13 protein-coding genes are annotated in these 15425 nt (G+C 71.5%); 6 read left to right on the forward strand and 7 right to left on the reverse strand.

The annotated features are described in order from the left end of the window. Positions 1-57 precede the first annotated feature (57 nt). Both OG373_RS16575 and OG373_RS16580 read right to left on the reverse strand, forming a co-directional pair. Complete coding sequence (locus OG373_RS16575) at positions 58-2634, reverse strand: protein kinase domain-containing protein (protein ID WP_405439073.1); 2577 nt, start codon at positions 2632-2634, stop codon at positions 58-60. Between the two features lie 161 nt (positions 2635-2795). Next, positions 2796-4502, reverse strand: coding sequence for a glycerol-3-phosphate dehydrogenase/oxidase (locus OG373_RS16580; RefSeq protein WP_405439074.1), 1707 nt, complete (start codon positions 4500-4502; stop codon positions 2796-2798). A 232-nt stretch (positions 4503-4734) separates the two neighbouring features. On the opposite strand from OG373_RS16580, the gene OG373_RS16585 reads away from it, so the two are divergent. Together OG373_RS16585 and OG373_RS16590 are read left to right on the forward strand one after the other, a co-directional pair. Beyond that, entirely contained in the window at positions 4735-5964 is a 1230-nt protein-coding gene (locus OG373_RS16585; RefSeq protein WP_405439075.1) for a nucleotide sugar dehydrogenase, read from the forward strand. A 115-nt stretch (positions 5965-6079) separates the two neighbouring features. Continuing rightward, on the forward strand, positions 6080-6550 hold the full coding sequence (locus tag OG373_RS16590; protein WP_405439076.1) for a hypothetical protein: 471 nt from the start codon (positions 6080-6082) through the stop codon (positions 6548-6550). 87 nt (positions 6551-6637) lie between these two features. Here the strand turns inward: OG373_RS16590 and OG373_RS16595 are convergent, their stop codons facing one another. From OG373_RS16595 to OG373_RS16610, 4 genes are all read right to left on the reverse strand, one after another. Further along, complete coding sequence (locus tag OG373_RS16595; protein WP_397733119.1) at positions 6638-7762, reverse strand: GuaB3 family IMP dehydrogenase-related protein; 1125 nt, start codon at positions 7760-7762, stop codon at positions 6638-6640. A gap of 207 nt (positions 7763-7969) precedes the next feature. Continuing rightward, positions 7970-9469 (reverse strand): IMP dehydrogenase, encoded by a 1500-nt coding sequence (gene guaB / locus OG373_RS16600; protein WP_397733121.1) that lies wholly within the window; start codon positions 9467-9469, stop codon positions 7970-7972. Positions 9470-9664: 195 nt separating this feature from the next. Next, the gene (locus OG373_RS16605) at positions 9665-10294 is read right to left on the reverse strand and encodes a sigma-70 family RNA polymerase sigma factor (protein ID WP_030389108.1); all 630 of its coding nucleotides are present in this window, start codon (positions 10292-10294) and stop codon (positions 9665-9667) included. 360 nt (positions 10295-10654) lie between these two features. Further along, complete coding sequence (locus tag OG373_RS16610; RefSeq protein WP_003948568.1) at positions 10655-11266, reverse strand: response regulator transcription factor; 612 nt, start codon at positions 11264-11266, stop codon at positions 10655-10657. 379 nt (positions 11267-11645) lie between these two features. Here OG373_RS16610 and OG373_RS16615 point away from each other — a divergent pair, with 379 nt between their 5' ends. Continuing rightward, the gene (locus OG373_RS16615) at positions 11646-11972 is read left to right on the forward strand and encodes a WhiB family transcriptional regulator (RefSeq protein WP_397733123.1); all 327 of its coding nucleotides are present in this window, start codon (positions 11646-11648) and stop codon (positions 11970-11972) included. 145 nt (positions 11973-12117) lie between these two features. Here OG373_RS16615 and OG373_RS16620 read toward each other — a convergent pair whose 3' ends face one another. Next, positions 12118-13017, reverse strand: a complete 900-nt coding sequence (locus OG373_RS16620) for a LysR family transcriptional regulator (protein ID WP_030767402.1) — start codon at positions 13015-13017, stop codon at positions 12118-12120. Positions 13018-13107: 90 nt separating this feature from the next. Between OG373_RS16620 and OG373_RS16625 the strand changes: the two genes are divergently transcribed. The 3 genes from OG373_RS16625 to OG373_RS16635 all read left to right on the forward strand — a co-directional run bounded on the left by OG373_RS16625 (position 13108) and on the right by OG373_RS16635 (position 15406). Then, complete coding sequence (locus OG373_RS16625) at positions 13108-13794, forward strand: MOSC domain-containing protein (RefSeq protein ID WP_405444086.1); 687 nt, start codon at positions 13108-13110, stop codon at positions 13792-13794. Between the two features lie 31 nt (positions 13795-13825). Beyond that, a complete protein-coding gene (locus OG373_RS16630) occupies positions 13826-14599 on the forward strand; it encodes an SDR family NAD(P)-dependent oxidoreductase (RefSeq protein ID WP_397733125.1) in 774 nt (257 codons plus the stop codon). Between the two features lie 111 nt (positions 14600-14710). Further along, positions 14711-15406 (forward strand): ester cyclase, encoded by a 696-nt coding sequence (locus OG373_RS16635; RefSeq protein WP_405439077.1) that lies wholly within the window; start codon positions 14711-14713, stop codon positions 15404-15406. Positions 15407-15425 lie beyond the last annotated feature (19 nt).

The following is a 15425-nucleotide window of genomic DNA, read 5'->3' on the forward strand; positions in this document are numbered from 1 at the left end:
CGGGTCCCCATGGCCCCTCCGACACGATACGTCGCCGGGGCCGCCCGCGTCCCGAGGTCAGCCGAGCGGCTGGAAGGTCTCGAAGGCGACGTTGCGCATCTGGGTGCACTCGGCGCCGTCCCACTGGTCGGCGGCGCAGCTGATCATGATGGCGTAGCCGTGCGTCGCGTCCAGCTTGAAGCCGCGGTTGAGCACGCGCACCTTGATCCCCTTCTGCTCCCGCTCGAACTCCCAGTCCGCGACGGTCGGGTAGCCCCGGTAGTCCACCGCGTCGATGCGGATCTGCCGGTAACTCGTGCTGCTGCCCGCCACTGCGGGGGCCGCCTTGGCCCAGGCGAGGCGCGCGTCCTCGCCCGGCTTGTTGGTGTAGTCGACCTGGATCCGCGGGAATCCGCCGTCACGGCTGTATATGCCGCCGGAGTTCTCGCCCGCCGTGCCCGTCTGCTTGAAGCCCTCGGGCATCGCCATCGAGAAGTGGAACCCGAAGTCCTGCACCTGTGCGAATCCCGCCGGGAGCACGCCGCCCGCGCCGCCCGACGTGGCGCCCTGGCCCTGACCCTGCCCCTGGCTCGCGGCCGGGGACTGCTGCCCACCGGTGCCGGCACCCGTACCCGCGCCCGCGCTGCCGTTGGCGTTGCCACCCGGGTCACCGGTGTTCCCCGAGGGCTTCGGGGAAGTGTCCCCGGTCCCGCCGCCGCCCGGGTCCTTCGGGGCGGAAGCCGCCGGAGTGGGCTTGCCGCCGCCCTTGCTCTCGTCCTTGGTGTCCTTGTCGTCGCCGCTGAAGGCGTAGGCGATGAGCGAGCCGACGACGGCCAGCACCACGACCACGGCCGCCGCCGCGAGCACGATGGTGCGGCGCTGCATGACGTCCGTGAGCGGAGCCTTGACGGGGGACGGCTTGGACTTCGGCGGCTCCGCGGCGGAGGCGGCCGTGGTGGCGGCCGCGGCCGTCGCCGCCTTGCGGGCCGCCTTCAGCGCGGCGCGGGCACGCTCGCGCTGCTCGCGGTCGCGGCGCTCGCGTTCCTTCTTCGCCGCCTTCTCGGCGGCCTTCTCCGCCTTCTCGGCGGCGGCCTTCTCCGCGGCCTCCTGGGCGTCCGCGAGCGAAATCTGCCGGGTCTCCTCGGCCGCCGCGGCCACTACGGGGGCGGGCTCGGGCTCGGGCGCCGCGAGGACGGCGCCCAGCATCGCCCGGGCGCGGGTGTCGTCGAGCCGGTGCGCCGGGTCCTTGGCGAGGAGGCCGTAGATGACCTCGGCCAGCGGGCCCGCGTTCTTCGGCGGCTCCACCGGCTCGGTCATCACGGCGGTGAGGGTGGCGAGCGCGGACCCCTTGTCGTACGGGGGCACCCCCTCGACGGAGGCGTACAGCAGTCCGCCGAGCGACCACATGTCGGCGGGCGGGCCGGGCTTGTGGCCGCGGGCACGCTCGGGGGAGATGTAGGACGGGGCGCCGACGAGCATGCCGGTGGAGGTGACGGAGGGGTCGCCCTCGACCTGTGCGATGCCGAAGTCGGTGAGGACGACCCGGCCGTTGCCGGAGATGAGCACGTTGGACGGCTTCACGTCGCGGTGCAGGATGCCCTGGCCGTGCGCGGCGCGCAGCACGTCGAGCACCGCGAGGCCGACCTCGGCGGCGCGGTGCGGGGTGAGCGGACCGTTCTCGCGTATGAACTCGGCGAGCGAGAGGCCCTCGATGAGCTCCATGACGATCCACGGCCGGGCGTCCTCGTCGACGACGTCGTAGACGGTGACGGCGCCGCCGCTGCGGATCCGGGCAATGGCCTTGGCCTCGCGGAGGGTACGGGTGATGAGGCGTCGCTTCTCGTCCTCGTCGACCCCGCTGCTGAAGCGGAGTTCCTTGACGGCGACGGTCCGGCCCAAGGTCTCGTCCTGGGCCCGCCAGACGGTACCCATCCCGCCCTTGCCGAGCACGGTGCCGAGCCGGTACCGCCCGGCCAGCAACCGCCCCTTGTCCTGCCCGTCCCCGGCGGCCTTCGCGGCGGCGGCCTTGACGGCGGCGGCCATGGCATCGGCCTTCTCGACGACGGGATTCCCGCCGCCCTTGGGCTTAACGGCCGGCTTGGCATCGGCGGCCTCCGCCACCGGCGACCCGGCCGCCTTGCCCGACCCGGGCTTCGCAGCCACCGGCTCGGCTTCCGCCGGCGACCCTGAAACGGCGTCGGCCGCAGGCTCCTCACTGCCCGGCTTCGCGGCGGCAGGCGCAGCGTCAGCCACCGGCTCGCCATCCGCCGACTCCGCCGCAGGCGACCCGGCGGCCTTGCTCAACCCGGGCTTCGCAGCGGCAGGCTTCGCCGCGGGCGCAGCATCAGCCACCGGCTCACCATCCGCCGGCTCCGCCGCAGGCGCATCCGAAACCGCGGCGTCAGCCGCATTCTTCTCACTGCCGGGCTTCGCCGCAGGCGACTCCACGGCCTTGCTCGGCCCAGGCTTCGCAGCCGCAGCCGCAGCCGCAGCCGCGGGCGCAGCGTCAGCCGGCTCGGCAGCCGCGGGCTTCGCCGCAGGCGATCCGGCAGCCGAAGCCGCGGCGCCAGCCCCAGACTTCTCACTGCTGGGCTTCGCCGCAGGCGACCCGGCAGGCGACCCGGCAAGCGACTCGGTGTGCTCCGGCTTCGACATGCGTCCCCTCTGCGATCGTGCCGCTGCTCCGCCTGCCCCAGCGGCTGAGCGACCCGGCGGCCGGGGCCCGCAATAACCCGCCCCGGCAGAACCCTCATTGTTCCTCACTCCGCAACGGACGGGCGCCCCGGGTCTGCGGTTCCCCCCTCCGCATCCCGGAGTTACAACGGAACGATGTCGGGCGCCCCCAGCCGTGCCGCGTCCGCCGTCTGGTCGTCGGGCTGGCGCTGCGATTCCCGCTCCGCCTGGACCCGCTTCTCGTAGTGCTCCACTTCCTTCTCGATCTGCTGCTTGTCCCACCCCAGAACCGGGGCCATCAACTCCGCGCATTCCCGCGCCGACAGCGTCCCCCGGTCGAAGGTCTCGATCGAGATCCGCGTCCGCCGCGTCAGTACGTCGTCCAGGTGCCGCGCCCCCTCGTGCGAGGCCGCGTACACGATTTCCGCCCTGAGGTAGTCGTCCGCCCCGGACAGCGGCTCCCGCAGCCCCGGGTCGGCGGCCATCAGGTCCAGCAGTTCCTCCGTCAGCGACCCGAAGCGGTTCAACAGGTGTTCCACCCGCACCACGTGAAGGCCCGTCCGGGCCGCGATCCGGGCCCGGCCGTTCCACAGCGCCCGGTATCCCTCCGCCCCCACCAGCGGGACGTCCTCCGTCACGCAGTCCGCCACCCGCTGGTCCAGCCCGTGCACGGCCTCGTCCACCGCGTCCTTCGCCATGACCCGGTACGTCGTGTACTTGCCCCCGGCAACCACCACCAGCCCCGGCACCGGGTGCGCCACCGTGTGCTCGCGCGACAGCTTGCTCGTCGCGTCCGACTCCCCGGCCAGCAGCGGCCGCAGGCCCGCGTACACGCCCTGGACGTCGTCGCGCGTGAGCGGCACCGCCAGCACCGAGTTGACGTGCTCCAGGAGGTAGTCGATGTCCGCGCTCGACGCCGCCGGGTGCGCCTTGTCCAGGTCCCAGTCGGTGTCCGTGGTCCCCACGATCCAGTGCCGGCCCCACGGGATGACGAACAGCACCGACTTCTCGGTCCGCAGGATCAGCCCGGTGCTCGAATGGATCCGGTCCTTCGGTACGACCAGATGGATGCCCTTGGAGGCCCGTACGTGGAACTGGCCGCGCTCCCCGATCAGTGCCTGGGTGTCGTCCGTCCACACCCCGGTCGCGTTCACGACCTGCTTCGCGCGGATCTCGTACTCGCCACCGGCCTCCACATCACGCACCCGCGCGCCGACCACCCGTTCGCCCTCACGCAGGAAGCCGACGACCCTCGCCCGATTGGCGCAGTGCGCCCCGTACGCCGCGGCCGTCCGCACCAGCGTGGTGACGTACCGGGCGTCATCCATCTGGGCGTCGTAGTACTGCAGGGCTCCCACCAACGCGTCCTTGCGCAGCGCCGGCGCCACCCGTAGTGCGCGCGCCCGCGACAGGTGCCGGTGCACGGGCAGGCCGCGCCCGTGTCCGCTGGAGACCGACATCGCGTCGTACAGCGCGACGCCCGAGCCGGCGTACAGCCGCTCCCAGCCCTTGTGCTGGAGCGGGTACAGGAAGGGCACCGGCTTCACCAGGTGCGGGGCGAGGCGCTCCAGCAGCAGGCCGCGCTCCTTCAGGGCCTCACGTACGAGGGCGAAGTCGAGCATCTCCAGGTACCGCAGGCCGCCGTGGATCAGCTTGCTGGAGCGGCTGGAGGTGCCCGAGGCCCAGTCCCGGGCCTCCACCAGGCCGGTCGACAGCCCGCGCGTCACGGCGTCCAGCGCGGTGCCGGCGCCCACCACGCCCGCGCCCACCACCAGCACGTCCAGTTCCCGCTCGGCCATCCGGCTGAGAGCCTCGGCCCGCTGCGTCGGCCCCAGTGTCGCTGTCCTCACGGCTGCCTCCCGTTGGTGCGGATGAGATCCCGCTCACATGCCCCCGTTCCCCGATTCTGACCGCCCGCACCCACATCAGCCACCGCCTGTGGACAACACAACGGTGGCGTTCAGCCCGGAATGCGACATATCTGTCATATATACGCCTAGTCTGACATTGCGCCAGCTTCCCCTGTGCCCCCGGAGGACTTGCGCCGCAGCCCCCTCATGTCAGGGAAGGGACGGCACCCCCATGCCCGCAGATCTCGCCGTCATCGGACTCGGCCATCTCGGCCTCCCACTCGCCCAGGCGGCCGTCGCCGCCGGAATCGAGACGGTCGGCTACGACAGCGGTCCGGTCACGGACTCCACCCTCACCGCCGCCGAGATCCGCCGCATGTCGGCGGCCGGCTTCCGGATCACCACCAACCCCGCCGAGCTCGGCCGGGTCCGCACAGCCGTCATCTGCGCCCCCACCCAGCTCGGCGCCGACCGCGCACTGGACCTCTCCGCCGTCGGCGAGGCCGGCCGCGCGCTCGCCGCCCGGCTGCGCCCCCACACCACCGTGATCCTCGAATCGGCCGCCCACCCGGGCGTCACCGAGGACTACCTCCGCCCCATCCTCGAAACCGGCTCCGGGCTGCGGGCCGGCCGGGACTTCCACCTGGCCTACTCCCCCAGCCGCCACGACCCGGGCAACCGCACGCACGGCATCTCCAACACCCCCAAGGTGATCGGCGGCCTCACCCCCGCCTGCACGGAGTCCGCGCACGCCTTCTACGCACGCCTCACCGAGAAAGTGGTCCGCGCCCGCGGCCTGCGCGAGGCCGAGACCGTGCAGCTGCTCGAAACGAACTACCGCCACGTCAACATCGCCCTCATGAACGAGATGGCGGTGCTCTGCCACGACCTCGGCGTCGACCTGTGGGACGTCATCCGCTGCGCCGAGACCAAGCCGTACGGATTCCAGGCCTTCCGCCCCGGCCCCGGGGTCGGCGGCCACGGCGTCCCCCTCGACCCGAACTACCTCCCCCACACCACACGCACCCCCGGCCACCCGCTGCGCATGGTCGGGCTGGCGCAGGAGATCAACAACCGGATGCCGCAGTACGTCATCCAGCGCTCGGCCACCCTGCTGAACGAGCACGGCAAATCCGCCCGCGGGGCCCGCGTCCTGCTCCTCGGCGTCACCTACAAGCCCGACCTGGCCGACCAGGAGGGCTCCCCGGCCCGCGAGATCGCCAGCCGTCTCCTCGACCTGGGCGCGCTGATCAGTTACCACGACCCGTACATCACGGGGTGGCGGGTCAGGGACCAGCCGGTCCCCCGTGCCGAATCGCTCTACGAGGCCGCCGCGAACGCGGACCTGACCATCCTGCTCCAGCACCACCGCACCTACGACCTGCAAGGACTCGCCGTGAAGGCCCAGCTGCTCCTGGACACCCGCGGCGCCAGCCCGGCGGGCGCGGCCCACCGGCTCTGAGCCCGGGGAAATCCCCCTACGGATGTCCGGCACGGCTGCTGGCCTGCGGCGTCACTCATCCCGCACATACGTCTCCCTGGACAGTTGTGCGTGCACATCCCCGGGGGGATTTTCCATGAGCCAGAACTTCACGCCGCCCGCGCCCGACTCCTTCACCGCGGCCCCCGCCCCGGCTCCGGCCCGCACCGGCAACATCGGCCTGGCGATCGCCGGGGCCTTCGTCACGGCCCTGGCCGCGGGTGCCGCCTACGGCGGCATCATGAGTGCGATCGAGTTCCAGATCGGCTACCTGGCGGCCGGTGTCGGGATCCTCGTCGCCCTCGTCGCCACCCGGCTCGGCGGCCGCAATCCGATCCTCCCGGTCCTGAGCGCCGTACTGACGCTCGTCGGCGTGTACGTCGGCTACGTCCTGGACGTCGCGATCGCCATATCCAAGGACTGGCCGATCTCGGTGCCCGAGCTCCTCACCAGCGAGCTCGCCGTGACCCACCAGACCTACCTGGACAACTTCCAGCCGATCTGGGTCCTGTTCTTCGCGATCGGCGCGTACGCCGCTTTCCAGACGGCCCGCAAGGGCTCTGCCTGAGCCGGCCCGCCCCGGACGCCGAAGGGCCCGGCACCCCCGTTCGGGGTGCCGGGCCCTTCGTGCGTACCGGTCGTACCGGCGAAGCGATCAGCGGCTGTGCTGCGAGTCCGCGATCGTGACCTCGACCCGCTGGAACTCCTTGAGCTCGCTGTAGCCGGTGGTGGCCATCGAGCGGCGCAGCGCGCCGAAGATGTTCATCGAGCCGTCCGGGGTGTGCGAGGGACCGGTGAGGATCTCCTCGGTGGTGCCCACGGTGCCCAGGTCGACCTTCTTGCCGCGCGGCACGTCCTCGTGGACGGCCTCCATGCCCCAGTGGTTGCCCCTGCCGGGCGCGTCGGTGGCACGGGCCAGCGGGGAGCCCATCATCACGGCGTCCGCGCCGCAGGCGACGGCCTTCGGGATGTCGCCCGACCAGCCCACGCCGCCGTCGGCGATGACGTGCACGTAGCGGCCGCCGGACTCGTCCATGTAGTCGCGGCGGGCCGCGGCCACGTCCGCGACGGCGGTGGCCATCGGGACCTGGATGCCGAGCACGTTGCGCGTGGTGTGCGCGGCGCCGCCGCCGAAGCCGACGAGGACACCGGCCGCGCCGGTGCGCATCAGGTGCAGGGCCGCCGTGTAGGTGGCGCAGCCGCCGACGATGACCGGGACGTCGAGCTCGTAGATGAACTGCTTGAGGTTCAGCGGCTCGGCGGCGCCCGACACGTGCTCGGCCGAGACGGTGGTGCCGCGGATCACGAAGATGTCCACGCCCGCGTCGACGACGGCCTTGGAGAACTCGGCGGTGCGCTGCGGGGAGAGCGCGGCGGCGGTGACGACGCCCGAGTCGCGCACCTCCTTGATGCGCCGGCGGATCAGGTCCGCCTGGATCGGCGCGGAGTAGATCTCCTGGAGACGGCGGGTCGCGGACTCCTCGTCCAGCTCCGTGATCTCGTCGAGCAGCGGCTGCGGGTCCTCGTACCGGGTCCACAGGCCTTCGAGGTTCAGCACGCCGAGGCCGCCGAGCTCGCCGATGCGGATCGCGGTCTGCGGGGAGACGACCGAGTCCATGGGGGCGGCCAGGAAGGGGAGCTCGAAGCGGTACGCGTCGATCTGCCAGGCGATCGAGACCTCCTTCGGGTCCCGGGTACGCCGGCTCGGGACGATGGCGATGTCGTCGAACGCGTACGCCCTGCGGCCGCGCTTGCCGCGCCCGATCTCGATCTCAGTCACGTGTGGTGGCCTTTCCTCTGGGTCTGCCCGTCCAGTATCCCCGAACGCCGGAGAGCCGCGTTCCCATGACCGCTGTACGGACGCCGGAAGCCGGCACCGCCGGTGTTCGGGGCGCGGGAGTCCGGGGGCGGGGCCCCCGGCAACCGCGAAAGGGGCGGGGCCCGGTCTTCCCGGCCCCGCCCCTTGTCAGCGCTCGCTCGCGCCCGCTCAGCCCTTGCGGGAGTAGTTCGGCGCCTCGACCGTCATCTGGATGTCGTGCGGGTGGCTCTCCTTGAGGCCCGCCGAGGTGATCCGGACGAAGCGGCCGCGGTCCTGCAGCTCGGGGACGGTGCGGCCGCCGACGTAGAACATCGACTGGCGCAGGCCGCCGACGAGCTGGTGCACGACCGCGGAGAGCGGGCCGCGGTAGGGGACCTGGCCCTCGATGCCCTCGGGGATGAGCTTGTCGTCGCCGCCCACGCCCTCCTGGAAGTAGCGGTCCTTGGAGAAGGAGCGCTGGTCGCCACGGGACTGCATCGCGCCCAGCGAACCCATGCCGCGGTAGGACTTGAACTGCTTGCCGTTGATGAAGAGCAGCTCGCCCGGGGACTCCTCGCAGCCCGCGAGCAGCGAGCCGAGCATCACCGTGTCGGCGCCCGCGACCAGGGCCTTCGCGATGTCGCCCGAGTACTGGAGGCCACCGTCGCCGATGACCGGGACACCGGCCGCCTTGGCGGCGAGCGCGGCCTCGTAGATCGCGGTGACCTGCGGGACGCCGATGCCGGCGACGACGCGGGTGGTGCAGATGGAGCCGGGGCCGACGCCGACCTTGATGCCGTCGCAGCCGGCGTCGATGAGCGCCTGGGCGCCGTCGCGCGTGGCGACGTTGCCGCCGATGACGTCGACGGTCGAGTTCGACTTGATCTTGGCGACCATGTCGCCGACCAGGCGGGAGTGGCCGTGGGCGGTGTCGACGACGATGAAGTCGGCGCCCGCCTCGATCAGGGCCTGGGCGCGCTCGTACGCGTCACCGGCGACGCCGACGGCGGCGCCGACGAGGAGTCGGCCGCCCTTGTCCTTGGCGGCGTTCGGGTACTTCTCGGCCTTGACGAAGTCCTTGACCGTGATGAGGCCCTTGAGGATGCCCGCCTCGTCGACCAGCGGAAGCTTCTCGATCTTGTGGCGGCGCAGCAGCTCCATGGCGTCCACGCCGGAGATGCCGACCTTGCCGGTGACCAGCGGCATCGGGGTCATGACCTCGCGCACCTGGCGGCTGCGGTCCGACTCGAAGGCCATGTCACGGTTGGTGACGATGCCCAGCAGCTTGCCGGCGGCGTCGGTGACCGGGACGCCGGAGATACGGAACTTCGCGCAGAGCTGGTCGGCCTCGCCCAGCGTCGCGTCCGGGTGCACCGTGATCGGGTCGGTGACCATGCCGGACTCGGAGCGCTTGACCAGGTCGACCTGGTTGGCCTGGTCGGCGATGGAGAGATTGCGGTGCAGCACGCCGACGCCGCCCTGGCGGGCCATGGCGATGGCCATGCGGGCCTCGGTGACCTTGTCCATGGCGGCGGACAGCAGCGGAACGTTCACTCGGACGTTCCGCGAGATCAGGGAAGAGGTGTCGATCGCATCAGGCGACATGTCCGACGCGCCCGGCAGCAGCAGCACGTCGTCGTAGGTCAGTCCGAGCGTGGCGAATTTGTCGGGCACTCCGTCGGCGGTCATGACACCTTCCCAAATGGTCTTGCTCAGCGCGGATGTCCATGCTAACGGGATCCCGACGCGTCTCATTCCACGACCAAGGTCAAGCAGAAGTTTCGTCGTTTCCTACGACCGGCACCCGCGGACGGGAGCCCGCGCGCAGGGCCCCGGCCGGGACCCCACGGAGACCGTACGGACCCCGGGGTCCGTACGGCCGCCCTACTGCTCGGCGAGCGCCCGCAGGCGGCTGAGCGCCCGGTGCTGGGCCACACGGACGGCCCCGGGGGACATACCGAGCATCTGCCCGGTCTCCTCCGCGGTCAGCCCGACGGCGACCCGCAGCACGAGGAGCTCGCGCTGGTTCTCCGGAAGATTGGCCAGCAGCTTCTTGGCCCAGGCGGCGTCGCTGCTGAGCAGCGCACGCTCCTCGGGGCCCAGCGAGTCGTCGGGCCGCTCCGGCATCTCGTCGGAGGGCACGGCCGTGCTGCCCGGGTGCCGCATGGCGGCCCGCTGCAGGTCGGCGACCTTGTGCGCGGCGATCGCGAAGACGAAGGCCTCGAAGGGCCGCCCGGTGTCCCGGTAGCGCGGCAGCGCCATCAGGACGGCGACGCAGACCTCCTGCGCCAGATCCTCGACGAAGTGACGAGCGTCACCGGGCAACCGCGAGAGCCGGGTGCGGCAGTAGCGGATCGCAAGGGGGTGCACGAAGGCGAGCAGGTCGTGCGTGGCCTGCTCGTCACCTTCCACCGCCCGGCGTACGAGCGCGCTGACACCCCCGGCACTGCCGCCTTTGGCGGCGCCGGTCGGGCCTGTGGCCGCGGGTGACCCCAGGGCCTCGTCGTCGCGCATCAATCCATGGTGCCTTGGCGCCGGAGCATCCGCGGCACCGTGGCCCTTGTTGTGCATCGAAGCGTTATGAGCAGGCGCGCCCGAACCCATCGTCTGCGCCCTCCCCTCCCGCTCGGCCGAATAGTCCCCGAGAGACTCCACACCCTCAAGGATGCGGCATCGCGCACGAAGCGAGACGTCCCCCGGATTGTGCCCCGCCAACCCCCGGGTGCGCACCGGGTACGGCGGGGACGGGGCTGCCCCCGGAAGCAGGAGACCACGAGGGCGGCGCGCCGCCCCGTCCGCGGGTGGCGGACGGGACCGCTCACGACGATCCACGGCCTGCGGCGGACCGGGCGGGGCCCGGCCACGACCGAGGGGTCAGCGGACCAGACCCCAGCGGAATCCGAGCGCCACGGCGTGCGCCCGGTCCGAGGCACCGAGCTTCTTGAACAGCCGGCGGGCGTGCGTCTTGACCGTGTCCTCGGAGAGGAAGAGCTCGCGCCCGATCTCCGCGTTGGACCGGCCGTGGCTCATGCCCTCCAGGACCTGGATCTCGCGCGCGGTGAGCGTGGGCGCTGCGCCCATCTCGGCCGAGCGGAGCCGGCGCGGGGCCAGTCGCCAGGTCGGGTCGGCGAGGGCCTGGGTGACCGTGGCCCGCAGTTCGGCGCGCGAGGCGTCCTTGTGCAGGTAGCCACGGGCGCCGGCGGCGACCGCGAGGGCCACGCCGTCCAGATCCTCGGCGACCGTCAGCATGATGATGCGGGCGCCGGGGTCGGCCGAGAGGAGCCGACGGACCGTCTCCACACCGCCCAGCCCGGGCATCCGTACATCCATCAGAATCAGGTCGGAGCGGTCGGCGCCCCAGCGGCGGAGGACTTCCTCGCCGTTGGCAGCCGTCGTCACACGCTCGACGCCGGGCACGGTGGCAACCGCGCGACGGAGCGCCTCTCGGGCAAGCGGGGAGTCGTCGCAGACGAGGACGGATGTCATGACCGCCCTCCGCAGCTGCTGATGCGCGTCACCTTGAGCCTCCAGGCTGGTACGTATCGTCACCTGTGCGGTCGATGCTCCCGGACACCTGTCCGAGAACTTGTTGGTTCAACCGCCTTCGCACTCTCAACGATGGTCACTCGAAAGAGTTACGGGTCGGACGGACACCTTCAGCACTCTACGTGAGGAAGCGATCACGGCGTTGGAGGCGCGAGCCGCCTGTCCTCCATCTGGAGCTATGCCCTATTTGGCGGCTTTCCTTCCGTTTGGCACGTGTCTGAGGCTAGATTCCCAATGAGTCATATTTACATCTACTCCGACAGTAGGTGTGGAGACATGGACCGTATCCGCCTCAGTACCGGCACCAAGAGGACTACCAATGGCAGATTTCTCCCGCCTCCCCGGACCGAACGCCGACCTCTGGGACTGGCAGCTCCTCGCTGCCTGCCGCGGGGTCGACAGCTCCCTCTTCTTCCATCCGGAAGGCGAGCGGGGCGCGGCCAGGAGCGCGCGCGAGGCCTCGGCTAAAGAGGTCTGCATGCGCTGCCCGGTCCGTTCGGAATGCGCCGCGCACGCACTCGCCGTCCGAGAGCCCTACGGGGTGTGGGGCGGCCTCACCGAGGACGAGCGCGAGGAACTGATGGGCCGCGCGCGGCACCGCCTGATCCCCGCGTCGAGTTCGATCGGACCGATCGCGCCGAACTGAGCGAACGACGAAACGTCAGAAGGAACGTTTCCTCGAATCACCGGCACCACCGGGCGTGTCGCCGCCCGGCCCGCGTTTCACGCGTTCGGCCCAACCGGGCCGTCCGATGTGTGCGCCCCCGGCCGCCGCCGGGGGCGTACACGGGTCAGCGCGCGGCCGCCCGCTCCAGCTCCGCCAGGGTCGCGGCCACGGCCGGCACCCGGGCCAGGTCGGGCAGGGTCAGCGCGACGACCTCCCGCTCGACCGCCGGCTCCACCGCCACCGTGCTCACGCCCTTGGCCCGTACGGACTCCACCGCGAGCTCCGGCAGCACCGCCACGCCCAGCCCGGCGCCGACCAGACCGACCACCGCCGGGTAGTCGTCGGTGGCGAAGTCGATGCGCGGGGTGAAGCCCACGCCCTCGCACACCTCCACCAGATGGCGGCGGCAGCGCGGACAGCCCGCGATCCAGGGTTCGTCCGCGAGTTCCGCCATGCCCACGCGCTCCGCGCCGGCCAGCCGGTGCCCCTCCGGAACCAGCCCGACGAGCCGGTCCGTCAACAGCGGCCGCACCACGAGGTCGTCCCACTCCGCGGCGGAATGGGCGGCCCCGCCGTAGCGGAAGGCCAGCGCCAGGTCGCAGTCGCCCTCGCGCAGCATCTCCACCGAACGCGGCGGCTCGGCCTCGACCAGCGAGATACGGGTCCCGGGGTGCTCGGCGCGCATCGCCGCGAGCGCGGTCGGCACCAGCGTGGAGCTGCCGCTGGGGAAGGACACGAGGCGGACCCGGCCCGCGCGCAGCCCGGCGATGGCCGCGACCTCCTCCTCGGCCGCGGTCAGCCCGGCCAGGATCCCCGCGGCATGACGCACCAGGGCCTCGCCGGCCTGGGTCAGCCGCATCTCGCGGCCCGTGCGGATGAGCAGCGGAGTGCCGGCGGACTGCTCCAGCGCCTTCATCTGCTGGGAGACGGCGGGCTGGGTGCAGCCGAGCTCGCGGGCGGCGGCGGAGAAGGACCCGGTCCCGGCGACAGCGCGCAGAACCCGGAGATGACGTGCCTCGATCACCCGTCGAGCATAAGCCCTGCTTTGACTGCTGCGCGAATACCCCGGTGACGCTTTGGGACTACTCGGTTAGCGTGTGGTCCCATGGGCTCCATGCATCTGATCTCCGTGAACCTCGGCCGCGCCACGGCCGTCGACTACTCCGACGCCGAGGGCGGGGTGACGGGCATCGGCAAGCGCCCCGTCCCCGGACCGGTCCGCGTCGCCGCCCCGGGCCCGAAGGCCACCGGCCTCGGCAGCGGCCTGGAGGGTGACACCGTCTGCGACCGGCGCCATCACGGCGGCGACCACCAGGCCGTCTACGCGTACGCCCGCGAGGACCTCGACCTGTGGGAGCGCACGCTGGGCCGGGAGCTGCCCGGCGGGATCTTCGGCGAGAACTTCACCACCTCCGGCATCGACCTGAACACCGCGCGGCTCGGCGACCGCTGGCGGGTCGGCGCCGACCTCGTCCTCGAAGTGGCCTCGGCCCGCATCCCGTGCCGGACCTTCCAGGGCGTCCTGGGCGAGGCCGGCTGGGTCAAGCGGTTCACGCAGGAGGCCCGGCCGGGTGCATATCTCCGGGTGATCGAGGAGGGTTCGGTCTCCCCCGGCGACCCGATCGAGATCATCCACCGGCCGGACCACGAGGTGACGGTGCAGCTCTGGTTCCGCGCCTTCACCACCGAGCGGGCGCTGCTGCCGCTCACCCTGGCCGCGGGCGGGGCGATGGAGCCGGAGGCCCACGAGCGGGTTCGCCTGTACGTGGAGAAGTACGGGGCCGGGGCCGGGGCGAAGTAACGCCGTCAGCCGGGGAAGCTAGGTTGCGCCTATGACGACTGCGTTGATTACGGGATCCACGGCGGGCATCGGCGCCGCCTTCGCCCGGCGGCTGGCCGCCCAGGGGCACAACCTCGTGCTGGTGGCACGCGACACCAAGCGACTCGGCGAGCAGGCCACCGAGCTGCACGACCGGCACGGCATCGAGGCGGAGGTGCTGGTCGCCGACCTCTCCACGGAGGGGGGCATCGCGGCGGTCGAGCGTCGCCTCGACGACCGCACGCACCCGGTGGACCTGCTGGTCAACAACGCGGGCTTCGGCAACAAGGGCCGCTACCTGGAAGTCTCCATGGCCGACGAACTGACCATGCTGAAGGTGCACATCGAGGCGGTCCTGCGGCTGACCTCGGCGGCCACCGCGTCGATGCGCTCGCGCGGCCGCGGCGGCGTGATCAACGTGGCCTCGGTGGCCGCCTTCGTACCCCGCGGTACGTACGGGGCGAGCAAGGCCTGGGTCGTGCAGTTCACCCAGGGCGCGGCGCGGGACCTGGGCGGGTCCGGGGTGCGGCTGATGGCGCTGTGCCCCGGCTTCGTCCGGACGGAGTTCCACGAGCGGGCCGGGATGGGCACGGACAACATCCCGGGCTGGATGTGGCTGGACGCCGACAAGCTGGTGGCCTCGGCCCTGGACGATCTGGCGCGGGGGAAGACGGTGTCGATCCCGGACCCGCGGTACAAGGCGCTGATGGGCCTGGTGAAGCTGACGCCGCGCGGGCTGCTGGGCGGGGTGTCCTCGCGTACGGGCCGGAAGTACGGCCCCCAGTAGTCCCGCGAGTTACCCGGGCGGCGACCCTCACAAGCGGCTGATCGGGTGAAATCTCCCTAAACTGGACCTGTCCCATCCAGCGCGGGAGGCGACGCGATGACATTCGTACAAGTGATCGATTACGAAACCAGGCGGTTCGACGAGATGAACGCGCTCATCGACCGCTGGGCGGAGCAGAGCAGCGGCAGGCGCACCGCCACGCACACGATGATCGGCCAGGACCGCGAGGCCCGGAACCACTACGTGGACATGGTGGAGTTCGCCTCGTACGAGGAGGCCATGAAGAACTCCCATCTCCCCGAGACGGACCGCATGTTCCAGGAGATGGTGGCCCTCTGTGAGGGAATGCCGAAGTTCATGAACCTCGACGTCGTACGCGACGAGCACCTCAACAAGCAGCTCGCCGACCGGGTGTTCCAGGAAGCGGCCATGGGCGGCAACATGAGCGTCCTCGACGAGTGCTTCGCGACGAACTACATCGACCACGACGTCAGCAAGGCGGAGTCCACCGTCATCGGACGCGATGCCATGCGGTCGGACATGGAGACGTGGCGCGCGGCCTTCGACATGACTTTCGAGCCGATCGCCCGGGTGGCCGAGGGCGACATGGTCACGACGGTGTGGAACTGGCGCGGCACCCACAAGGGCCCGTTCATGGGAGTCCAACCGACCGGGAAGACGTACGAGATGTCCGGGAGCACCACCTTCCGTTGCCTGGACGGAGAGATCGTCGAGGGCTGGTGGCACTACAACCCCGGCGCTCTGCAACGGCAGATGGGCGGATCGGGCACCCCGTACGGAACCTGACGCCCCCACAACGGGGAAG

Origin of the sequence: Streptomyces avidinii (assembly GCF_045161815.1) — a bacterium.
In the GTDB taxonomy this organism is placed as follows: Bacteria; Actinomycetota; Actinomycetes; order Streptomycetales; family Streptomycetaceae; genus Streptomyces; species Streptomyces avidinii.

What these genes read in the sequence shown, in the direction of transcription:
- OG373_RS16615 (WP_397733123.1), top strand. Translation starts at nt 11,646, where the DNA reads ATGGCAGATTTCTCCCGCCTCCCCGGACCGAACGCCGACCTCTGGGAC.
- OG373_RS16590 (WP_405439076.1), top strand. Translation starts at nt 6,080, where the DNA reads ATGAGCCAGAACTTCACGCCGCCCGCGCCCGACTCCTTCACCGCGGCC.
- OG373_RS16585 (WP_405439075.1), top strand. Translation starts at nt 4,735, where the DNA reads ATGCCCGCAGATCTCGCCGTCATCGGACTCGGCCATCTCGGCCTCCCA.
- OG373_RS16605 (WP_030389108.1), bottom strand. Translation starts at nt 10,294, where the DNA reads ATGCGCGACGACGAGGCCCTGGGGTCACCCGCGGCCACAGGCCCGACC.
- OG373_RS16630 (WP_397733125.1), top strand. Translation starts at nt 13,826, where the DNA reads ATGACGACTGCGTTGATTACGGGATCCACGGCGGGCATCGGCGCCGCC.
- guaB (WP_397733121.1), bottom strand. Translation starts at nt 9,469, where the DNA reads ATGACCGCCGACGGAGTGCCCGACAAATTCGCCACGCTCGGACTGACC.
- OG373_RS16625 (WP_405444086.1), top strand. Translation starts at nt 13,108, where the DNA reads ATGCATCTGATCTCCGTGAACCTCGGCCGCGCCACGGCCGTCGACTAC.
- OG373_RS16610 (WP_003948568.1), bottom strand. Translation starts at nt 11,266, where the DNA reads ATGACATCCGTCCTCGTCTGCGACGACTCCCCGCTTGCCCGAGAGGCG.
- OG373_RS16575 (WP_405439073.1), bottom strand. Translation starts at nt 2,634, where the DNA reads ATGTCGAAGCCGGAGCACACCGAGTCGCTTGCCGGGTCGCCTGCCGGG.